Source organism: Treponema bryantii, assembly GCF_036492245.1.
GTDB lineage: Bacteria > Spirochaetota > Spirochaetia > Treponematales > Treponemataceae > Treponema_D > Treponema_D bryantii_C.
In genome coordinates, this window is sequence record NZ_AP025286.1 from 2,767,192 (window position 1) to 2,785,717 (window position 18,526).

22 protein-coding genes are annotated in these 18,526 nt (G+C 38.7%); 9 read left to right on the plus strand and 13 right to left on the minus strand.

Annotated elements, in window-relative coordinates; all coding sequences use genetic code 11:
* Position 1: 1 nt before the first annotated feature.
* From mmsB to AABJ44_RS12220, 5 genes are all read left to right on the plus strand, one after another.
* Complete coding sequence (mmsB, locus tag AABJ44_RS12200; RefSeq protein ID WP_074642113.1) at positions 2-1,243, plus strand: multiple monosaccharide ABC transporter permease; 1,242 nt, start codon at positions 2-4, stop codon at positions 1,241-1,243.
* A 91-nt stretch (positions 1,244-1,334) separates the two neighbouring features.
* Complete coding sequence (locus tag AABJ44_RS12205; RefSeq protein WP_338369323.1) at positions 1,335-2,144, plus strand: hypothetical protein; 810 nt, start codon at positions 1,335-1,337, stop codon at positions 2,142-2,144.
* Between the two features lie 33 nt (positions 2,145-2,177).
* Entirely contained in the window at positions 2,178-2,468 is a 291-nt protein-coding gene (locus AABJ44_RS12210; protein ID WP_074642110.1) for a hypothetical protein, read from the plus strand.
* A gap of 4 nt (positions 2,469-2,472) precedes the next feature.
* Positions 2,473-2,928 carry an ASCH domain-containing protein gene (locus AABJ44_RS12215; protein ID WP_074642108.1) on the plus strand — a complete coding sequence of 152 codons (456 nt, stop codon included), beginning with the start codon at positions 2,473-2,475 and terminating at the stop codon, positions 2,926-2,928.
* Between the two features lie 30 nt (positions 2,929-2,958).
* The gene (locus tag AABJ44_RS12220) at positions 2,959-3,534 is read left to right on the plus strand and encodes a hypothetical protein (protein WP_338369324.1); all 576 of its coding nucleotides are present in this window, start codon (positions 2,959-2,961) and stop codon (positions 3,532-3,534) included.
* 56 nt (positions 3,535-3,590) lie between these two features.
* Here AABJ44_RS12220 and rny read toward each other — a convergent pair whose 3' ends face one another.
* The 5 genes from rny to AABJ44_RS12245 form a co-directional block, all read right to left on the minus strand.
* Positions 3,591-5,120: a ribonuclease Y gene (gene rny, locus AABJ44_RS12225; RefSeq protein WP_338369325.1), complete on the minus strand. Its 1,530-nt coding sequence runs from the start codon at positions 5,118-5,120 to the stop codon at positions 3,591-3,593.
* 98 nt (positions 5,121-5,218) lie between these two features.
* Complete coding sequence (gene lptB, locus AABJ44_RS12230; protein WP_338369326.1) at positions 5,219-6,016, minus strand: LPS export ABC transporter ATP-binding protein; 798 nt, start codon at positions 6,014-6,016, stop codon at positions 5,219-5,221.
* Complete coding sequence (locus AABJ44_RS12235; RefSeq protein ID WP_338369328.1) at positions 6,006-6,755, minus strand: LptA/OstA family protein; 750 nt, start codon at positions 6,753-6,755, stop codon at positions 6,006-6,008. Before AABJ44_RS12235 ends, lptB begins: the two co-directional genes overlap by 11 nt.
* Positions 6,733-7,293 (minus strand): LPS export ABC transporter periplasmic protein LptC, encoded by a 561-nt coding sequence (lptC, locus tag AABJ44_RS12240; protein ID WP_338369329.1) that lies wholly within the window; start codon positions 7,291-7,293, stop codon positions 6,733-6,735. Before lptC ends, AABJ44_RS12235 begins: the two co-directional genes overlap by 23 nt.
* Positions 7,268-8,971, minus strand: coding sequence for an AMP-binding protein (locus tag AABJ44_RS12245; RefSeq protein ID WP_074642098.1), 1,704 nt, complete (start codon positions 8,969-8,971; stop codon positions 7,268-7,270). Before AABJ44_RS12245 ends, lptC begins: the two co-directional genes overlap by 26 nt.
* A 145-nt stretch (positions 8,972-9,116) precedes the next feature.
* On the opposite strand from AABJ44_RS12245, the gene AABJ44_RS12250 reads away from it, so the two are divergent.
* Positions 9,117-9,800, plus strand: coding sequence for a tRNA-uridine aminocarboxypropyltransferase (locus tag AABJ44_RS12250; RefSeq protein ID WP_338369330.1), 684 nt, complete (start codon positions 9,117-9,119; stop codon positions 9,798-9,800).
* On the opposite strand, the gene AABJ44_RS12255 is transcribed toward AABJ44_RS12250, so the two are convergent.
* The 4 genes from AABJ44_RS12255 to AABJ44_RS12270 all read right to left on the minus strand — a co-directional run bounded on the left by AABJ44_RS12255 (position 9,797) and on the right by AABJ44_RS12270 (position 14,596).
* Positions 9,797-11,476, minus strand: a complete 1,680-nt coding sequence (locus AABJ44_RS12255) for a glycoside hydrolase family 3 protein (protein ID WP_074642095.1) — start codon at positions 11,474-11,476, stop codon at positions 9,797-9,799. The two genes, AABJ44_RS12250 and AABJ44_RS12255, sit on opposite strands and share 4 nt — an antisense overlap.
* The gene (gene trxB / locus AABJ44_RS12260; protein WP_074642093.1) at positions 11,469-12,395 is read right to left on the minus strand and encodes a thioredoxin-disulfide reductase; all 927 of its coding nucleotides are present in this window, start codon (positions 12,393-12,395) and stop codon (positions 11,469-11,471) included. The genes AABJ44_RS12255 and trxB overlap by 8 nt, the downstream gene beginning before the upstream one ends.
* A gap of 106 nt (positions 12,396-12,501) precedes the next feature.
* Positions 12,502-13,461 carry an aromatic acid exporter family protein gene (locus AABJ44_RS12265; protein ID WP_338369331.1) on the minus strand — a complete coding sequence of 320 codons (960 nt, stop codon included), beginning with the start codon at positions 13,459-13,461 and terminating at the stop codon, positions 12,502-12,504.
* Positions 13,462-13,477: 16 nt separating this feature from the next.
* The gene (locus tag AABJ44_RS12270) at positions 13,478-14,596 is read right to left on the minus strand and encodes a glycoside hydrolase family 18 protein (protein WP_338369333.1); all 1,119 of its coding nucleotides are present in this window, start codon (positions 14,594-14,596) and stop codon (positions 13,478-13,480) included.
* Positions 14,597-14,707: 111 nt separating this feature from the next.
* Here AABJ44_RS12270 and AABJ44_RS12275 point away from each other — a divergent pair, with 111 nt between their 5' ends.
* Positions 14,708-15,067: a tautomerase family protein gene (locus AABJ44_RS12275; protein WP_338369335.1), complete on the plus strand. Its 360-nt coding sequence runs from the start codon at positions 14,708-14,710 to the stop codon at positions 15,065-15,067.
* A 98-nt stretch (positions 15,068-15,165) separates the two neighbouring features.
* Here the strand turns inward: AABJ44_RS12275 and AABJ44_RS12280 are convergent, their stop codons facing one another.
* Positions 15,166-15,930: a nucleoside phosphorylase gene (locus tag AABJ44_RS12280; protein ID WP_338369336.1), complete on the minus strand. Its 765-nt coding sequence runs from the start codon at positions 15,928-15,930 to the stop codon at positions 15,166-15,168.
* Between the two features lie 109 nt (positions 15,931-16,039).
* Between AABJ44_RS12280 and AABJ44_RS12285 the strand changes: the two genes are divergently transcribed.
* Complete coding sequence (locus tag AABJ44_RS12285; RefSeq protein ID WP_338369337.1) at positions 16,040-16,465, plus strand: hypothetical protein; 426 nt, start codon at positions 16,040-16,042, stop codon at positions 16,463-16,465.
* 33 nt (positions 16,466-16,498) lie between these two features.
* Positions 16,499-17,026: a flavin reductase family protein gene (locus AABJ44_RS12290; RefSeq protein WP_074642081.1), complete on the plus strand. Its 528-nt coding sequence runs from the start codon at positions 16,499-16,501 to the stop codon at positions 17,024-17,026.
* A gap of 12 nt (positions 17,027-17,038) precedes the next feature.
* On the opposite strand, the gene AABJ44_RS12295 is transcribed toward AABJ44_RS12290, so the two are convergent.
* From AABJ44_RS12295 to AABJ44_RS12305, 3 genes are all read right to left on the minus strand, one after another.
* Complete coding sequence (locus tag AABJ44_RS12295) at positions 17,039-17,437, minus strand: pyridoxamine 5'-phosphate oxidase family protein (RefSeq protein WP_338369339.1); 399 nt, start codon at positions 17,435-17,437, stop codon at positions 17,039-17,041.
* Between the two features lie 76 nt (positions 17,438-17,513).
* The gene (locus AABJ44_RS12300) at positions 17,514-17,861 is read right to left on the minus strand and encodes a VOC family protein (RefSeq protein WP_338369341.1); all 348 of its coding nucleotides are present in this window, start codon (positions 17,859-17,861) and stop codon (positions 17,514-17,516) included.
* Positions 17,824-18,510: a GyrI-like domain-containing protein gene (locus AABJ44_RS12305; RefSeq protein WP_338369342.1), complete on the minus strand. Its 687-nt coding sequence runs from the start codon at positions 18,508-18,510 to the stop codon at positions 17,824-17,826. The genes AABJ44_RS12300 and AABJ44_RS12305 overlap by 38 nt, the downstream gene beginning before the upstream one ends.
* Between the last annotated feature and the right edge of the window lie 16 nt (positions 18,511-18,526).

The following is an 18,526-nucleotide window of genomic DNA, read 5'->3' on the forward strand; positions in this document are numbered from 1 at the left end:
AATGGAAAACAAAGCTAGAGTTAGCAATAAACTTAAGTCAGTGTTGAAAGGCAACACTATGATTTTTATTCTTGTAGGAGTAATGCTTTTGTTCGAAATCCTTATTAGAATTTCTGGACACGGCTCTTTGTTTGCTCCTGCAAACATCACAAACATTATTCGTCAGAATGCTTACGTAGCTATTCTTGCTACAGGTATGCTGCTTTGTATTCTTACCGGTGGTAACATCGATTTGTCTGTTGGTTCTGTAGTTGCCCTTGTTGGTGCTCTTGCAGGTGTATTCATTGTAAATCTTGGAATGCCTATCTGGCTTGCAATCTGTCTCTGTCTCCTTATGGGTACATTGATTGGTGCTTTCCATGGTTTCTTCATTGCTTATATCCACATTCCACCGTTCATCACTACCCTCGCTGGTATGCTTTTGTGGCGTGGTGTTGCAACAATCATCCTTGATGGTAAACCAATTGCTCCATTCCCACAGAAATATCTTAACCTTTTTGAAAGCTTCATCCCTAGTCCAAGTGATGAAACAATGGAAAAGTTCGGTGAACTTGATCTCTTTGATGAATGGGTAGATAAATATACTTTGATGGTAACTCTTATCATCACTCTCGTATGTATTCTTGCATTCGTAATTATGGAAATCATCAGCCGCCGCAAGAAGATTAAGAACAATTACACAGTTTCTTCAACAGGATCTTTTGTTTCTAAACTTGTAATTCTTTCAATCGTAATCTTGATTTTGGGTCAGTTCCTTGCACGTGACCGTGGTCTTCCAGTAGTTCTTATTCTGATGGGTGTAATCATCGCAGTATATTCATACTTCACACAGAATACAGTTCCTGGCCGCTACCTCTATGCAATTGGTGGTAACGCAAAGGCTGCTAAACTTTCTGGTGTAAACACAGATAACGTAATGTTCTTTGCTTACACAAACATGGGATTCATTTCTGCAGTTGCTGCTCTTGTAACAATTGCCCGCTTGAACTCTGCTCAGCCAACAGCCGGACAGAACTACGAAATGGATGCTATCGCTTCCTGCTTCATCGGAGGTGCTTCAGCTTACGGTGGAACTGGTACAGTTTCAGGTGCTGTAATCGGTGCTATCTTCATGGGTGTATTGAACAATGGTATGTCAATCCTCGGTGTAGATATGAACTGGCAGCGTGCTGTTAAGGGTCTGGTACTTCTTGGTGCTGTAATCTTTGACGTTGTTTCAAAGAGAAAGAAAACAAGCAAATAAATTGCCTATTAAAAGTTTCATTTAAGTCCTTCTTGTAAACTTTACTGCCGAAGTGTAAGACACTTCGGCAGTTTTTTGTTATAATATAGTTATGAATAAGTCTGAATTATTTGTTGAATTATATAATCGCTATGGTGCTGTAAAACGCGCACGGGGATGCTTTTTATATACAGCAAAAAATATGCGCGTAACTGACATGTATCAGGAAGAAGGCCGTGCAATTCTTGGCTGGGAAGGTGGAAGTGCTTTCACACTGATGAAGAACACTATTTCCCGCGGACAGACAGGAAGTTTTATCTGTGAAGATAAGCCATCATTAAAACTTCAGAAGGCAGTAAGCGAGCTGTTTGCTTCAGACAGAACAGTATTATGTTTTTCATCTCAAAAAGCAGCTTTAGCTGCAGGTCTTTCAATTTATTCGGAAGGTACAAGTGTTTACCGGCCATGGAATATTCAAAACGAAAAAATCAATATTTCAGAAATACCAGCTCTTATTCTGAGTCCTCCCCTTCCCTGGGCAGAAACAGTTTATCTTTTGGCCTTGGATACCAAAAAACTCAATGAGAATCCTGATGCTTTACTTCTTGTTCGCGGTGCAATTAAACTTCCTTTTGCAATGGAAGTAGCTTATACCCGTGCAATCTACAATCTGATAAAGGCACTCCAGGAACGTGAAGAAAAAAACTGGTTCATTTATGATCCTGTTCTTACAAAATACTGGGAACGCAGAGGACCTTATCTTTTCCCTAAACTTCCAGAGGATGAATACCACAAGTTCGTACTTCACTGCCTGGATTGCGGAATATTGATAAGTCCAGAATATAATAATCCTTCCATAGTTCCTTTTGGAACAGACAAGGGTGTTTTTACAAAATTAAAAAACTCACCTTTTGAGTATTAACAGTCGAAAATTACAATAGAAAGGGATAATTATATGGATCCACATATTTTATTGTTTATTATCAAACTGATAACCGGCGGAATAGTTGCTTTTCTCGCTATTCTTTTGATGTCCAAAAAACGGACAGCAGCCTGGTCTTTCATGGTTTCTGGATTTCTTCTAAACTATGCAGCTTTAGTATACGAACTATTGATTGAACTTGGTGTACTTACTGCCACAAAATATAATTTATGGGGAATTCCTGTTTCTACTTTAATCTGTGCCGTACTACCGGCTCTTTGCTATATAATAGCATTTATTATTATGCTTGCTAAACGGAACTAAGAAAATGACAAATATTGATGAATACTGGAATAAATTTATAAAAGATACTGGTCGCAGTGAAGAAGACCGCTGTGCCGGAGACTTAAACTTTGAAGCAAAAGGTTTTGTTGGTGATGAACTGATTACTCTTGTCCTCACAGACAGAAAAACTGCTTTTTTTACAAGCTGGGCTACTTATGCAATTGATCAGGAACCGCTTCCTGTTTCCGGGGAATTATATGTAGTTTTAGACCGCGCAGATAATCCTCGCTGTGTAATTGAAACTCAGAGTGTAGAAATTGTTCCTTTCAATGAAGTTACCTGGGAAATGGCTCGTCTGGAAGGTGAAGACGAAGATCTTGGACAGTGGAAAGAAAGAAAACAGGAATATCTTGAAGATGAAGGTGCAGTTCTTGGTTTTGAATTCACACCTGATATTAAACTTGTTTTCCAGACTTTTAAGGTTGTGTATAAAGCCTAAAATTGACAATCCCTTATAAAGGAGTTCGAAGTGAAGAAATTAGCTATTATCTTTTTTTCAATATTTACTTTCTGCTTTACTCTTTCTGCTAAAGAAGATTTCTTCAGTTTTTCAGCAGGGCTTTCATCAGGAGTTCCAGTTTACGGAAGAAACTCTGTTGTTTCTACAGGCAGTGAAATAGAAAAAGGAAACAGAGTAATTCTTGGAAGTACAATAGCAGCAAATCTGAATGTCTTAAAGCAGATAAGTTTCTATCTTGGAAATGATATTCTCTGGGATATAACCTGGAATGCATCAGATAAATCAAGCAAACTTCATGTAAGTTTTCCTCTTGGAATAAAAATATATCCTGGAATCGGCGGATTAAATGCCGGACTTGCTTATACTCTTGGTTTTAGGGCAGATAATATTAAGGTACAAGAACTTGGTGATTATAACGCTATTACACCATGGGGAAACGGTTTTAAGTTTCAGGTTGAATACAATTTTGCGCATGAAGGAAAATCTAAATACTATCCGAGTATAGGCGGCTACTGGAATCTGATGCCGCGTGGCAATAATTCTTATGATAATCTGATTGTGCTGTATGTAGCAGCAAACTTCTAAATAAACATTGTACACAGGACAAAAAAAATGACCGCTCAAAGCGGTCATTTTTTTTATTAGCGGGCGTATTCCACGATTCGTGTCTCGCGGATCATTGTAAGCCTGATTCGTCCAGGATATCGCAGGTCAGATTCAATCTGCTTTGCAATATTTCTGGCAAGCTCTTTTACATCGCCATCTGCAATCTTTTCGTTATTAACAAGAATGCGGAGCTCACGGCCGGCCTGAATAGCGTAAGCTTTTTCAACACCGTTGAAGCTTTCTGCAATCTGCTCAAGATTCTCAAGACGCTTAACGTAATTATCAATTGTTTCGCGGCGTGCACCAGGACGTGCTGCAGAAATTGCATCTGCAATCTGAACAACAACAGCTTCAAGTGATTCTGTTGGAACGTCATTATGATGAGCTGCAATTGCATTAACAATAACAGGATTTTCACCCATCTTACGTGCCATTTCAGCACCAACTTCTGCGTGGTTCTGATCGCTGTCTGTTTCTGCTCCCTTACCAATATCATGAAGAATAGCAGCACGCTTGGCAACTTCGCGGTCTGCACCAATTTCTGCAGCAATCATGCTTGCAGCCATTGCAACTTCTTTAGAATGGTAAAGAACGTTCTGTCCGTAACTTGTACGGAAGTAAAGGCGTCCAAGAGCGCGGATTCCGTCGGTATTCATATTGTGGATACCAAGATCGAAAAGCGCACGTTCACCTTCTTCGTAAATCTTGTTCTGAATTTCGTGAGTAACCTTCTGAACAATTTCCTCGATTCTTGCCGGATGAATACGTCCGTCAGAAATAAGGCGTTCAAGAGATTCCTTTGCAATTTCCTTGCGAACCGGGTCAAAACAAGAGATTACAACAGCTTCTGGAGTATCATCAATAATGATATCTACACCAGTAAGAGTTTCGAGGGTACGGATGTTACGTCCTTCACGGCCGATAATACGTCCTTTCATCTCATCACTTGGTAATGATACTGTGGCTACTGTAATGTCACTGGTAGTTTCCGGCGCAATTCTCTGAATTGTGGTAACAAGAATGTCTTTTGCTTTCTTTTCTGCAGTAAGTTGAGCTTCCTGCTCGATTTTGTTGATAAGAGCCTGTGCATCATGACGAGCATCATTCTCAAGATTCTTGATAATCAAATCTTTTGCTTCCTGCTGAGAAAGTCCAGAGATTTTTTCAAGTTCCTGACGATAAAGCTCTTCCTGTTTAGAAAGTTCTTCTTCTCTTTTTACCATTGCAGCTTTCTTATCTGCAAGTTCTTTTTCGTTTTTTTCAAATTCCGCTGCACGCTGATCAAGGAGTTCTTCTTTCTTGTTTACCCTTGCCTCGAAGCGCTGCACTTCGGCTCTGCGTTCACGGTTTTCCCGCTCCTGCTGATTTCGTTCACGAATGAGCTCATCTTTTGCATTTAACAAAATTTCTTTTTTCTGTGCTTCTGCTTCCCGAATAGCGTCCTGTTTAACGCGCTCGGCTTTCTGTTCAGAAGCTGTTAATTGAAATCTGGCATAAATCCAGCGAATAATCCATCCAAGAACAATTCCAGCAACAGGGAGAACTATGTACAACACGATGTTCATACTTCACTCCTATTGAAAATTTTTAGAATAGTTCAAACTTAATAATACTATAAGAAGAGTCAGATGTCAAATTGAAAATATAGAGACACCTGTATCGCCTACATGCTAAAATCTTTACCAAGATAAATCTCGCGGGCTACTTCGCTTTCGAGAATCTGCTGCTTTGAGCCCTGAGTCATGATAGTTCCCTGATTTATGATAATTGCACGGTCTGTAATTTCAAGAGTATCGCGGACATTATGGTCTGTAATGAGGATTCCAATGCCTCTTTTTGCAAGAAGGCGGATCATGCTCTTGATATCAGCTACGGCAATAGGGTCAATTCCAGCAAAAGGCTCGTCCAGGAGAAGGAATTTCGGCTCCATGGCAAGGGAACGGGCAATTTCTGTACGGCGACGTTCACCACCGGACAAGGTAAAGGCCTTCTGCTTGCGGATGCGGCCAATAGAAAACTCTTCGATAAGTGATTCAAGCCGCTGTTTCTTTTCTTCTTTTGTAAGGTCCTTACGGGTTTCGAGGATTGACCAGATATTTTCTTCTACTGTGAATTTTCTGAATACAGAAGGTTCCTGTGGAAGGTATGCAATTCCAAGACGGGCTCGTTTATACATAGGAAGTCCAGTTATTCGCTGATCATCAAGAAAAACCTCTCCCGCTGTAGGCTTATAAAAACCTACTACCATATAGAAAGTAGTTGTTTTTCCAGCACCGTTCGGACCGAGAAGTCCTAAAACCTCGCCCATCTGCATGGAAAATTCAACACCGCGGACAACTTTTTTGTGACCGAACTGTTTATAAAGACTGGTTACACGAAGAGTGTGGGTATCTGGAGTAATTATTTTTTCTTCAGCTGGAGTAATAATTGTTCCCTCTGTTTCGTTGTTTTCATTCTCCATCTTTTACCTCAGTTTTCTTCATTTCAAATTCTGTAGTCTGATTTTCTGTTTCAGGGTCTTTAGATTCCGGTTCAGACTCTGTTGTCTTAGGCTCTGGCTTTGATTCTTTAGTATCAGTTACCTTACCCTTTACATTTCCACCAAGAGTGATATCCTGAGTATCCATGTTTAAAGTGATATTCTGAGCTCTGAATACATCATCCTTCTGCTTTACCTGAGCATTTCCAGATAATTCAAGCAGCTGTGAATTTTTATAATAAACTGCATAAGAGCCTGAACAGACATTTTCTTTTTGGGTCAACTTTATTTGAATCTGAAGTACAGCAATTTCTGTATCCTGATTATATTCGATTATCTGAGCCTCTGCCCTTACATCATTATCTTTATCATCAAGTTTTACATTACCTTTGAGCAATGCAATTTTAGTGTTACGGTCATATTCAAGGGAATCACAGGTAAAATCCATGTGTGTTTCAAGATTTTTTCCCGAAATACTTCCAGTTGCTTTTATATAACGGTAATCATCTCCAGAAAGCTCTACATCTTCTGCCTGAATTTCCATTGTGTCAGTTTTGATGTAAGCATTTCCAGAAAGGGTTGTTGTTGTATTAGTATTTCCTGCCCTTCCCGTCATTCTGTTAGCAGAAAAGATGATTTTTTCAGCACACAAAGGCATCAGAAAAGAAAATAACAGAGAAAAAAAAGTCAGTTTATGTTTATTCAACTTTATTTGCATCATCAGAGGTCTCTATTGTACCGGTAATATTTCCTCGGAAAGAGAAAGTTTTACTAACTCCACTAGCAGAAAAACCACTTCCTCTCATTATTGTATCATCTTTTTCAATTTTTACCATATCGCTGCGGCCACTTGTGAGCTGTTCAGTTTTACCGTTCCATTTCAGCATATTAGCCTGAAAACGCATTTTTTCCGGCGCATTATACAGCTCTATATCATCATAAAGCTCATAGATTTTCTTTCCGGTATCAGCAAAAATAATACCGCAACTGCCTTCGGTCTCTGCCTTTCCTTCATCATCGTATGAAATAAAAGAAATATCTTTGCCGTAAGTTTCGTTGGTATTTTTGTATTGCTCAAGAGTTCCAGCCGTAACTTCCAGAGTAGGCTTCATATTTTCATAGCGAACTAGTTTTGTATCTTCAAATACAAATTCTGGAACCTTATCTTCAGCATTTACGGTCTCAGCATATTTGAGAGAACAGGAGAAGGATAAAACTGTAATCAGGAAAACACTAAAAATCCTGTTTGATTTTTTCAAGATCCTTACCCTTGTCTTTTTCACGAATCTCAACACGTCTGATCTTTCCGCTTATAGTCTTAGGCAGTTCATTTACGAATTCATAAATTCGAGGAATCTTATACATTGCAGTGTTTTCTTTTGCAAAGGTAGAGATTTCAACTTCCATTTCCTTCTTGTCTTTGTCTGCATAAGCAGGAACAAGAACAATAGTAGCTTTTACAATCTGACCACGTTTTGCATCTTCAACACCAGTAACGGCACATTCCATAACAGCAGGATGCTTCTGGAGAACTGACTCAACCTCGAACGGACTGATTCGGTAGCCTGACGATTTAATAATATCATCCTTTCGGCCGACAAACCAGATATAACCGTCATCATCGCGATAAACATTATCACCAGTATGATAGAAACCACCGTCAAAAGCTTCAGCGGTAAGAGAAATATCCTTGTGATAACCGGTAAGGAGTCCATAAGGGTGGCCCTGATCTACATGAATACAAAGTTCACCTACTTCTCCATTTGGAACAGGCTTATCGTTTGGATTTAAGATTTCTACATCATAAGCAGGAGAAGGACGTCCCATAGAACCAGGTTTTACAGGAGAATCCATAAAGTTTCCACAGATAACTGCTGATTCAGACTGACCATAACCTTCGTAGATACGCTTTCCAGTCTGTTCAAGCCACTTATCGTAAACTTCACCATTCAAAGCTTCACCGGCTGTACTGAAACGCTGACACTTGCTGAGATCGTATTTAGAAAGATCCTGACGAACAAGGAAGCGGTAAACAGTTGGAGGTGCACAGAAAGTTGTAAGTCCATACTTTGAAATCAAAGTAAGCATCTTATCCGGCTTGAGCATGTTCATATCATAAACAAACTGTGCAGTACCGCAGATCCACTGACCGTAGATTTTACCCCAGCTTGCTTTAGCCCAGCCGGTTTCTGCAATTGTAAGATGAAGACCATCGTCTACAACACAGTGCCAGTATTTTGCAGTAATAATATGTCCAATAGGATATGTAAAGTCATGGAGAACCATTTTTGGATAACCCGAAGTACCAGATGTAAAGTACATAAGCATAGGGTCATTGTTATGAGTTGCAGCTTCGCCTACAGGACGAGGGAATTCTGGATCGATTTTTTCATATTCTTCGTGGAAATTTACCCAGCCTTCGCGACTTGGTCCAACTGTTACAAGATACTGAACAGAAGGTGATTTTTCCATTGCCTTTTCGATTTCTTCCTGAACATGTGGATTATCATATGAAATAATCATTTTAACATCAGCAGCATTAGTGCGGTATTCAATATCAGTTTTCAAAAGCTGATCTGAAGCTGCAATTGCAACAGCACCAATTCTGTGAAGAGCTGGAAGAAGGAACCACCATTCATAACGACGGCGGAGCATAAGCATTACCATATCACCCTTTTTAATTCCTTTGAGGGTGAGCCAGTATGCAGCTCTTTTTGATTCACGGGAAATATCAGCAAAAGTAAAAACCTTTGCTTCATCTGAATTATCATCTATCCATACAAGAGCTCTTTTTTCAGGAGTCTCACGTGCATAGCGGTCTACAATATCATATGCAAAATTAAAATCTTCTGGAGCTGTAAGACGGCAGTTTGCCTTAAGGTCTTCATAGGAAGTATATTCGCGATAATCTTTAATATATTCATGGGCAAGATTCATTGTGCCACCTCTAAAAAAAACTATCCCCTATTATGACAGTTATGATATTTTTGTCAATGACTGTAGTTTATTAAAGAACAGAAAACGCATAACAGTTCCTATCCTTTAATAATATCTTGAAATTTGATAATATTTGTACAATTTTATGAGTGAACTCTGTTATAATTGTTTTAAACCAAAATCAGCATGTCTCTGTTCTTTCACAAAAGAAATTGATCCCGGCATTAAATTTGTTTTATTGATGCATCAAAAAGAAGCAAAAAGACAGCGCACTGGTACAGGCCACATTGCAAAGATTTCTCTAAAGGATTCTGAAATTCTTGTAGGTTTTGAATTTGAACATAATAAAAGACTTCAGGAGCTTCTTTCAGATCCTCAGTATTTTCCAGTTATGATGTATCCGGGAGAAGAAGCCTGGACTGCAAAAAAAGAAGGCTTTGGAGATGTATTAAAAGGAAAAAAGCTTCTTGTTCTGATTCTTGATTCTACCTGGTTTTGTGCGCGTAAGCTGATTGAACATAATCCTTTTTTACTGAAACTTCCACGACTTTCGTTTTATGGAGATTACCGTTCTATCTTTACATTCAAGCATGAACCGCGCCCAGAATATATTTCTACTATAGAAAGCTGTTATTATCTGATTAAGGAAATGCAGGTGAACGGACTTTGTCCGGCAGATGTTGATCCAGAACCTATGATGAATGCATTTAAACAGATGATTAAGTTTCAGCTGCAGGCAGAAAATGAACGTATTCTTGGAATAAGGCCGAACAGTCACAGCTATGATGCAAAGTATAATAAGCTGAGGGAAATTCCGACCTTTGACTAATTATACGGTTTTGTTCCCGTTGGCACATACTCGCCATTAACTGCACCAAGCATTGCCTTTAATGAATAATCGCAACGCCAGCTGTAGCCAAGGAGAATTGAATCTGCCCACTGAAGTTTTTCTGTAAGTGTCGGAGTCATATTACAGAGAATTACAACTTTCTTACCCGACCCCTTAAAATATTCAGCAATCTTCACATGATTTTCGCTTGAAACACTGATGATTACAGTGTCATATCCAGGTGCAACAGACGGAAGGTTATCAAGAACCCACTGAGTTTCGTTAGGACCAGTTTCGTATGTGTAATGGAATTCTCCTGCATCTGGCCAGCGCTGTTTTCCGGCTTTGAAGAAACTTGTAAGAGACCCCATCAAAAGAACGCGGCCAGCTTTATCTGCAGTAAGAGGAAGACTTCCCTGCTTTTCTACAGTAACAGAACGACATGCCTGTTCAAGGAAGAATTTTTCTCCTTCACGGTCAGGAATATGAGAATCAATTGTATTTGGATCTGGATAAAGAGGTGCCGCATTACCAGACTTAAAATAATCAAGTTTTGCCTTGATTACACGACAGGCAGCATCTTTTACACGCTCGCGGAAATTCTTATCCAGAGTCATCAGCTCAAGATTCTTATACCAGAGCGCTTCATTAAGTTTTGCAGTTGTTGATGAAAGAATGATATCGTTACCTGCTTCCAGTGCCATCTTAAAGGCATTAGACATAGTTCCCGCATAAACGGTTGCACCAACCATCATCATATCATCAGTGATAATAAGACCTTCATAACCAAGCTGATTTCTCAAAAGGTCTGTAAGGAAATAATGAGAAAGCGAAGCTGGTGCACCTGAAGTTTCAATAAGCGGGAAGCTCAAGTGACCAGACATAACTGCAGGCACCTTTTCTTTTATGAGATAAAGATATGGTGTAAGTTCGCGGCTTTTAAAAGTATTAAAATCAATATTGATTACAGGAAGTTTTCCGTGAGAGTCCAGACTTGTGTCGCCATGTCCAGGGAAATGTTTTGCTGTTGAAAGAACTCCGGCTGCTTCTGAACCTGAAACAAAAGCGGCTCCAAGAATTCCGGTTTTATCAGGATCATCACCAAAAGAACGTGTACCTATAATTGAAGAATCATGATCTGTGAAAAGGTCTACAGTTGGCGCAAAGTTCATATTGATACCGAGTGTTTTAATCTCCCGGCTTATATAATAGGCAGATTTCCAGGAATCAACGGGATAACCACCAGCACCAATTGCCATATTACCCGGAGTGATAGAAGTATCGCCCTTTACATGGCGAATCCAGCCACCTTCCTGATCAGTTGCTACAAATAATGGAATCTGAAAACGTCCTTCTGCTGCTTCATGCTGTAAACTGGAAACTGATTTTGCAACAAGATAAATATCATCTGTGTTCCAGCCAAAAACTTTAACACTGCCAAGGCCTCGTTCTACCCACTGATATAAAAGCTCAGGAGGTTCTGCACCTGCCCAGCCAAACATAAAGGTTTGAGAAAGGAGTTCTGCATCAGTCATTTCATCAGTAATCTGACGCGCTAACTGATCATTTGGCATTTGAGTCCAGAAATTTACAGAATTCCTTTCATTCTGAGACCAGAGAAAATTACAGCCGGCAGCGGCAAGAAGTACAGCAAGAAGTAGACGTCGTTTAAGCATTTCTGATTCTTTCGCTGGCTACATGAGCAGCGATTGCTCCATCTGAAACTGCTGTAACTACCTGACGGAACGGTTTGCTGCGTACATCTCCGGCAGCAAAAAGACCTGGTACAGAAGTTTCCATATTTTCATCAGTAATAATATATCCGGCAGGATCCTTTGGAAGCATGTCTACAAGCTCTGTCTGAGGAAGCATTCCGGTAAAGATAAATACTGCATCTGTTGTAAGCTCTGTCTGTTCTCCTGTTTTTACATTTTCTACAATAACAGACTGAACACGTCCTTCGCCCTTAATTTCTTTTACAACTGAATCGTAAACAGGCTTTACTCCGGCATTAAGCATTTTGTCGATAACAGCCTGCTGAGCACGGAACTTATCGCGGCGATGGATAATTGAAACATCGCTTGAAAGAGTTGAAAGATAGATTGCTTCACTGCAGGCAGAATCTCCTCCTCCTACAACAACAATCTTTTTATTTCTGAAGAATGGACCATCACATGTAGCACAGTAAGATACACCACGACCAGAAAGTTCTTTCTCGCCTGGTACTTCAAGATTTCTGTGAATAGCACCGGTAGCAATACAAAGACAGGTTGCTTCATAAGCAGCCTTCTTAGTTTTAATCATAAAATTGCCGCCAGTTTTATCTATAGAAATAACCTGTGCCTGAACAACCTTTGCACCAAAAGCTTCTGCCTGTTTCTGCATAGTCATCATATAAGTAGCGCCATCAACAGCAGGAAATACTCCCGGATAATTTTCCAGTTCAGATATCTGGAGAACCTGTCCACCAGCGCCTGCAACATCAAGCACAAGAACAGAAAGTCCGCCTCTAGCAGCATACTGTGCAGAAGCAAGTCCCGCACAACCAGCACCAATAATTACATAATCGAATTTTTCGCAGTCTATATTTTCCATAGATACCTCAATTGTAACAAAATTTATGCTATTACTCTAGCATATTGCGGCCAGCAGTTTGGAGTATATAATCTCTATACAGGAGTGTCAATAGATTGTGTACAATCTAATTTATATTATTCAGATAAAAATCTCTTTTTATTTCAAGAAATTCCTGTAAACGTTCCAGCAGAGTAAACAGATTTGCACGGTCTTCAAACTCTGCCCTATGTACTGGAAGTGGCACAGTTTTCATTTTGTTTCGGATTTCTTCAAGTTCTGTGAGCAAAGCTTGAACATCATTATCCTTGTGATATTCAACAGAAACCTTTTCCAGAAAATCAGCAACCATCTGAGCTGTTCCCGGAACAGTTTTTATATGACGCACACATTTAAACATTTCATATAGAACTTTTGTCTGATTTTCGCGCATTAAAAGATAACGGGTATCAAAAGTATCACGACTTGTAAACTGATTATTGAAGTTTTCTTCTGCCTGTTTTTTGGCAATAAAAAGATTTTGATTTAAGGAATCAAAACAGGTTCCGTCATAATCTGCAAAAGAAGGATTGAGAATGCGCAGTGACATACGGTGTAATACAAGCTTTATTTTTTCATCAGTCTGATTTTTCAGTTCTTCGATATAATCTGTTTTTTTATGTAAAAAGATATTTACAAGTATGCCAAAACCAACTCCGACAACAAACAGAAGTACTTCATTTAGGATTTCTGACGGACCAGTTTTTCCCAGACTTAAGAGATGTGAAATCAAAACTGAATCCATTGCCATGGAAGAAATCCAGCCGCGCCACTGACAGATTAAAATAAAAACAGCAAGGTAAATAAAGAAAACAGGAACAGTAAAACCACAGAAATTAAACAGCAAGCCGGAAATAACAAGTGCAACGGCAAAAGCCAGAAAACGAGAAAAAGCAGTTTTTAAGGTTTCCTTTTTTGTAGGTTGTACAGAGAGGATTGCAACAATTCCTGCCGATACAGCAAACTCCAGTTTTAATAAACGGGCTATAAGAATTGCCATAACTGCTGCAAATGTAATTTTCAAAGTGTTCAAGAAAATCTGCTTCATTCTATCTACCAGTTTATTATTCCATTGCTTTACTTATAGCTTGCAGAAGTTCTGACTTCATATCATGTCCATATTCCCAATACATAATTCCTGCAAGATGATTTTCTTTAACATAGGCTGCAGCGGCTTTCATAAACTTTTCAGATGGATAATTTACAAAAATCTTTTCTTTTGAATTATATCTGTAAGACTGTTTTGATATTTCGTCAAAATAATCTTCAAAGCCGACGCTAAATTTTGTTTCCAATTCTGTGTAATCAAAATTACCAAGAAATACACCCTTTTTCTGGAATAAACCGTGTGTTCCGTTATCAACAATACCACTCCAGGCAAAACCATAGGTTGGAACACCAAGGACTATTTTTTCTGCAGGAATTCCTTTTTTAATGTAAAGCTTAAAACAGGTATCTGAACTCCAGCCTACTGGATCATAAGGATTGGTATACAGACTTGCATTAAAGCCTGTTGTATCAGTCCAATCTCCATAATAGTCATAACACATAAGATTTATATAATCACAAATCCTGCTTACTGCTTTTACATCATTTTTTTCTATAAACCACATATTAGATGGAATTGCTGTAGTTAAAATAAATTGTTTGCCGGTTAATTTTTCTTCACCATCTAAAGTTTTTTTCAGATCTTCAAGAAGGTAAACATAATTCTCTTTGTCCTTTGGACTGGATTTTATTGGCTGTCCCCAGTCTGGACCAACAGGAAACTCCCAGTCTATATCTACACCATTTAAATCCATTTCTTTAATGAGTTTTAATGTACTTTGAACAAAAACGCTGCGTTTCTTCTCATTACTTGCCGCATCAGAAAAACCTTCTGCACCCCATCCGCCTATTGAAATGTTAATTCGTAAATCAGGATATATCTCATGGAGTTTTGAAATCTGCTTTTTTATATATTCTTTATTCTCTAACTGAACCTGTCCTTTTCTATCTATATACGCAAAAGAAATATTCAGATCCGTAAGCAAGTTGCCTTTTATATCTTCTGCTTTCCAATATTGTCCATTATCCAATTCCCATGTACTTCGAATGTACGCCAGTTTTACTTTTTTCATCGACTTTGCCTCTGCATTAAACAGACATAAAATAAGAACTAAAATACCAATTATCTTTTTCATTATATAAATTATAACACAGATTCATTGCTTTGTGAAAACTAACAAATTGGAAACTGCTATGTTGTTATTGTAAATTTTATTGTGTAGAATAAAAACATAGGAGGATTGAAAATGCCATTAGTAAAAGTTGAATTAAGAAAAGGAAAGAGCGCAGAGTTTAAGAAGACTGTCCTCGAAAGCATTCACACAGGTCTCATCAGTTCACTTGGAATTGAAGACTGGGACAGATTCCAGAGAATCATCGAAATTGAACCTGAAGATTTTGAAACAGCTCCAGGTAAAACTGATAATTTTATGATTATCGAACTGACAATTTTCCCGGGTCGTACAAAAGAACAGAAAAAGAATGCTATTGAAATGATTACAGCAAATCTGAATAAAAATCTTAATATAGAACCAACTGATATTTTTATTATTATGAATGAACCTCCTCTTGAAAACTGGGGTATGGGAGGCAGACAGAAATGTTAGAACTCAAATTAAAATTGCGTTAGCGCGAGGACGATGATCGTTCGCAAAAGGCAGACATAGCGGCCTCACACGAAACGAAGTTCGTGTGAGGAAACGCCCTAAAAATTATTCACTAATTCACGACACAACATCACAAGATTATAACGGATACCTTTACGACTATTCCATGAACGGGTATCCCAATCATCATGAGAAACGTCATCGCCACCATAAATGATGGCTGCATAATCAAACTTGCGGAACTGTGCAATGGCAATACAACCAGCCTGCTCCATCTCAACGATTTTTGCACCTTCTGCTTTACGCTGTTCTACGAGAGCTTTTGTTTCACGGAACATAGCATCAGTAGTCCAGGTAATTCCAGTAAGATATGAAATCTTATGTTCATCAAGATAATCTGTTACTTTTTTTGTAACAGCCTTATCTGTATAGATATATCGGGACGGCTCAATATAGTGATATGAAAAACCTTCATCGCGGATTGCACCTTCTACAACAAGCAGTTCTCCAACTTTGATTGACTTATCAAGTACACCACCACCGCCGCAGAACATAACTTTTGTAAGACCGCAGGCAGCGAAGACTTCGAGATTTCCTGCACAGGCAGGACAGCCAACATAACCGAGTGTAATCAGAATTTCTGGGGCATCGGTGAAACGGTAAATATCAACCGGATTTTCACCACCAAACTGACGCTCAATTTCAATAAGTCCGTCCTTTTTTAAAGACTCCATGACCTCTGGAAAGAAAGTAATAATCAGTTTGTCCGTCTTAAACTTCTCAAGATTCCATTTGAATGGATTAACAACTGCATCCTGGTCTGAATCAAATTCCAGTACCGGATATTCACTAGCTCGTACCATGGCAAACCTCCTGTGCACATTTTAATTTCTGAAAACCTACCACACATTTGGTTGTGTTGCAAGATAAATTCACTTTTAATAAACTTCAACTTCCGTTAAAATAGTTACCATGAATCAGATACAACAAGAAATTGCAAAAGCACTAATTCAACTTTCAGAAAAAAACTTGATAACAGAAGCAACTGTTGCTAAAAAAATACGAGAAAACCTGAAATTTAATGGAAAGCAAAAAGCTGGTTTATGCTTTCAGGATATTGAAGAAGCCGCTTTTAATATAGAAGAAACAAACAATCTGCATTATTCAGTTCACCTCAATTCTGCAAATGATCTTCTCCTCAAACAATCAGAAAAAGCGGAAGGTCTTAATGCGGATGCAAGAAAACGCCGCCTTGCCAGTGAAAAGTCAATGAGTGTTCTTACAAACGGCGATGTAAAATCTGCACTTTCAGGTAAAGCAGAAGGATCAAAGCCCTACAAAAAACGTACCGAAAAAAAGCATATGAATGTAAACAAAAATTACGACGACTGGGAATAAATCGAAAACCATTTTTAGAAAAAGGAGATTAAAATGAATAAGATTACAGCAGAAGAATTAAACGAAAACCCATTCAAACTGATTGATAAAGACTGGATGCTTATTACAGCAGAAAAGGAAGGCCGCACAAATATGATGACTGCTTCATGGGGCGGACTTGGTATTCTCTGGGGAAAGAAGGTTGCAACAATTTATATCCGTCGTTCACGCTTTACAAAAGGATTTGTTGATGATGGTGACAGTTTTTCACTTTGCGTTCTCGGCGAGGAATATAGAAAGCAGCTTTCATACTGTGGAACAGCCAGCGGCCGTAATGAAGATAAGATTGCTGCAAGTGGTCTTACAGTTGAACACTCAGATTTTGAATCAGATGGAAATAATTTTTCAGTTCCATATTTTGCAGAATCCCGACTTGTCCTGGTTTGCAAAAAACTCTATGCACAGGAAATGAAACCGGAATGCTTTACAAAATATGGAAAAGATATTCCATCAAAAATGTACGCTGACGATGACTGGCACACAATTTATGTTGCAGAAATCGAACAGGTACTTGTGAAATAATAAAACCCTGGATTAGAACTTAACAACCTTAGGCGCACCACCGAAACTGTAAATTGTTGCTACAGCGTTCTTGAAATAAAGAACTTCGGTGTTGTCGTCATCTGCTGAGTACATATTCTTCAAATCAGGATAGTGCTCAAGCATATCAACCTTAGCCTCGCGGCGGTCATCACGAACAAGCTCGCCTGCGAGACGAAGCCACTGTCCAGTTGAACCTTCAAAGCAGCAGATTTCTACCTTTGGATTTTTCTGAATCTGCTTTGAAACATCCTTGCTCTTTCCTGTCTGAATGTAGAGCTTGTTGTCAAAAATATTTACAGTTCCAAACGGTCTGTTTCTAGGCTGTCCGTCCTCAACAGTTGCAAGATAGTAAGTTCCGCACTTTTTGATAAAATCGTATACGTCTTTCATTTTTCACCTCTACCTTATTATACCACATTTATAAATTTATTAGTAATATGGAAAAACTATAAGGGCGTTCCCGCACCTAAACCGCCGTATAAACTTCAATATGATTTCCTTCTGAATCAACAAACTCAGCAACCCAATTTTTACCAATCTGTGTTAACGGAAAACAAAGTTCTTTGCCAAGAAGTTTTTTCTTCATATTCTCAAGAGAATCAAAATGAATACTCGGAAGACAATTACTACCGAACGTATGTTTTTCTTTCACTTCGTTATAAGCAAACAGATTAAACCTGAAACCATCTATTTCGAAACGACTTCCTATATTGCCTTTTTCGGTAACCTTCTGTGCAAAGAAATCTTCATAAAACTGAACAGCACGATCCATATCATCAACACAAATATATAGAGAATCTACACAACAACTCATTTTTACCTGCCTTTTTAATTGGATGACGAATTACTGTTTTACATTTTTCAGGTGCTGTCTTTCTCGGGTCGCTCAAATAGATTTCATGATGATATCGGTTCTCAGAAAAATCCAGATCGTAACCATTTGCCTTCGCAAAATCATCCATTAATTTTACCGAAGCAGGCTCGTCATCATACGAGCCGATATGCATAATCTGAACACATTCGCCTTCTTCAAAACTAAACAGCTCTGCTCGCGAAACATCCAACCCCTTCTTGTGCACAACACTTTTCTTCGCCCATTCAAAATCAGCTTCAGTTACAAAGTCCGGCAGCCTTATCAACGAAATCCACTGAAACTCATCCTTGCTTGAATAATCAATTCCAGGCATTCGCAAGCCATTTTTATCCTGCCACCAGAAACCTTCGAGCGGCGGCACAACATAATCAAAATAGCCTTCAATTCTATGGTCACCCATTTTGCTCATTTTTATTGTGTATGAAATTGCGTAAAGAAGCTCCAATGCACTTTTATATTCTCCACCTTCTTCATTCGGATTTCCCTTACCACGAACCGCCACAAACTGCATCTTTGGAATTTCAACAATCTGTGGTTTTGCCTTTGGAAGATAAAATTCTTTGTATTCTTTTTTGTAATCAAATGCCATCTTAACCTCCTGATTT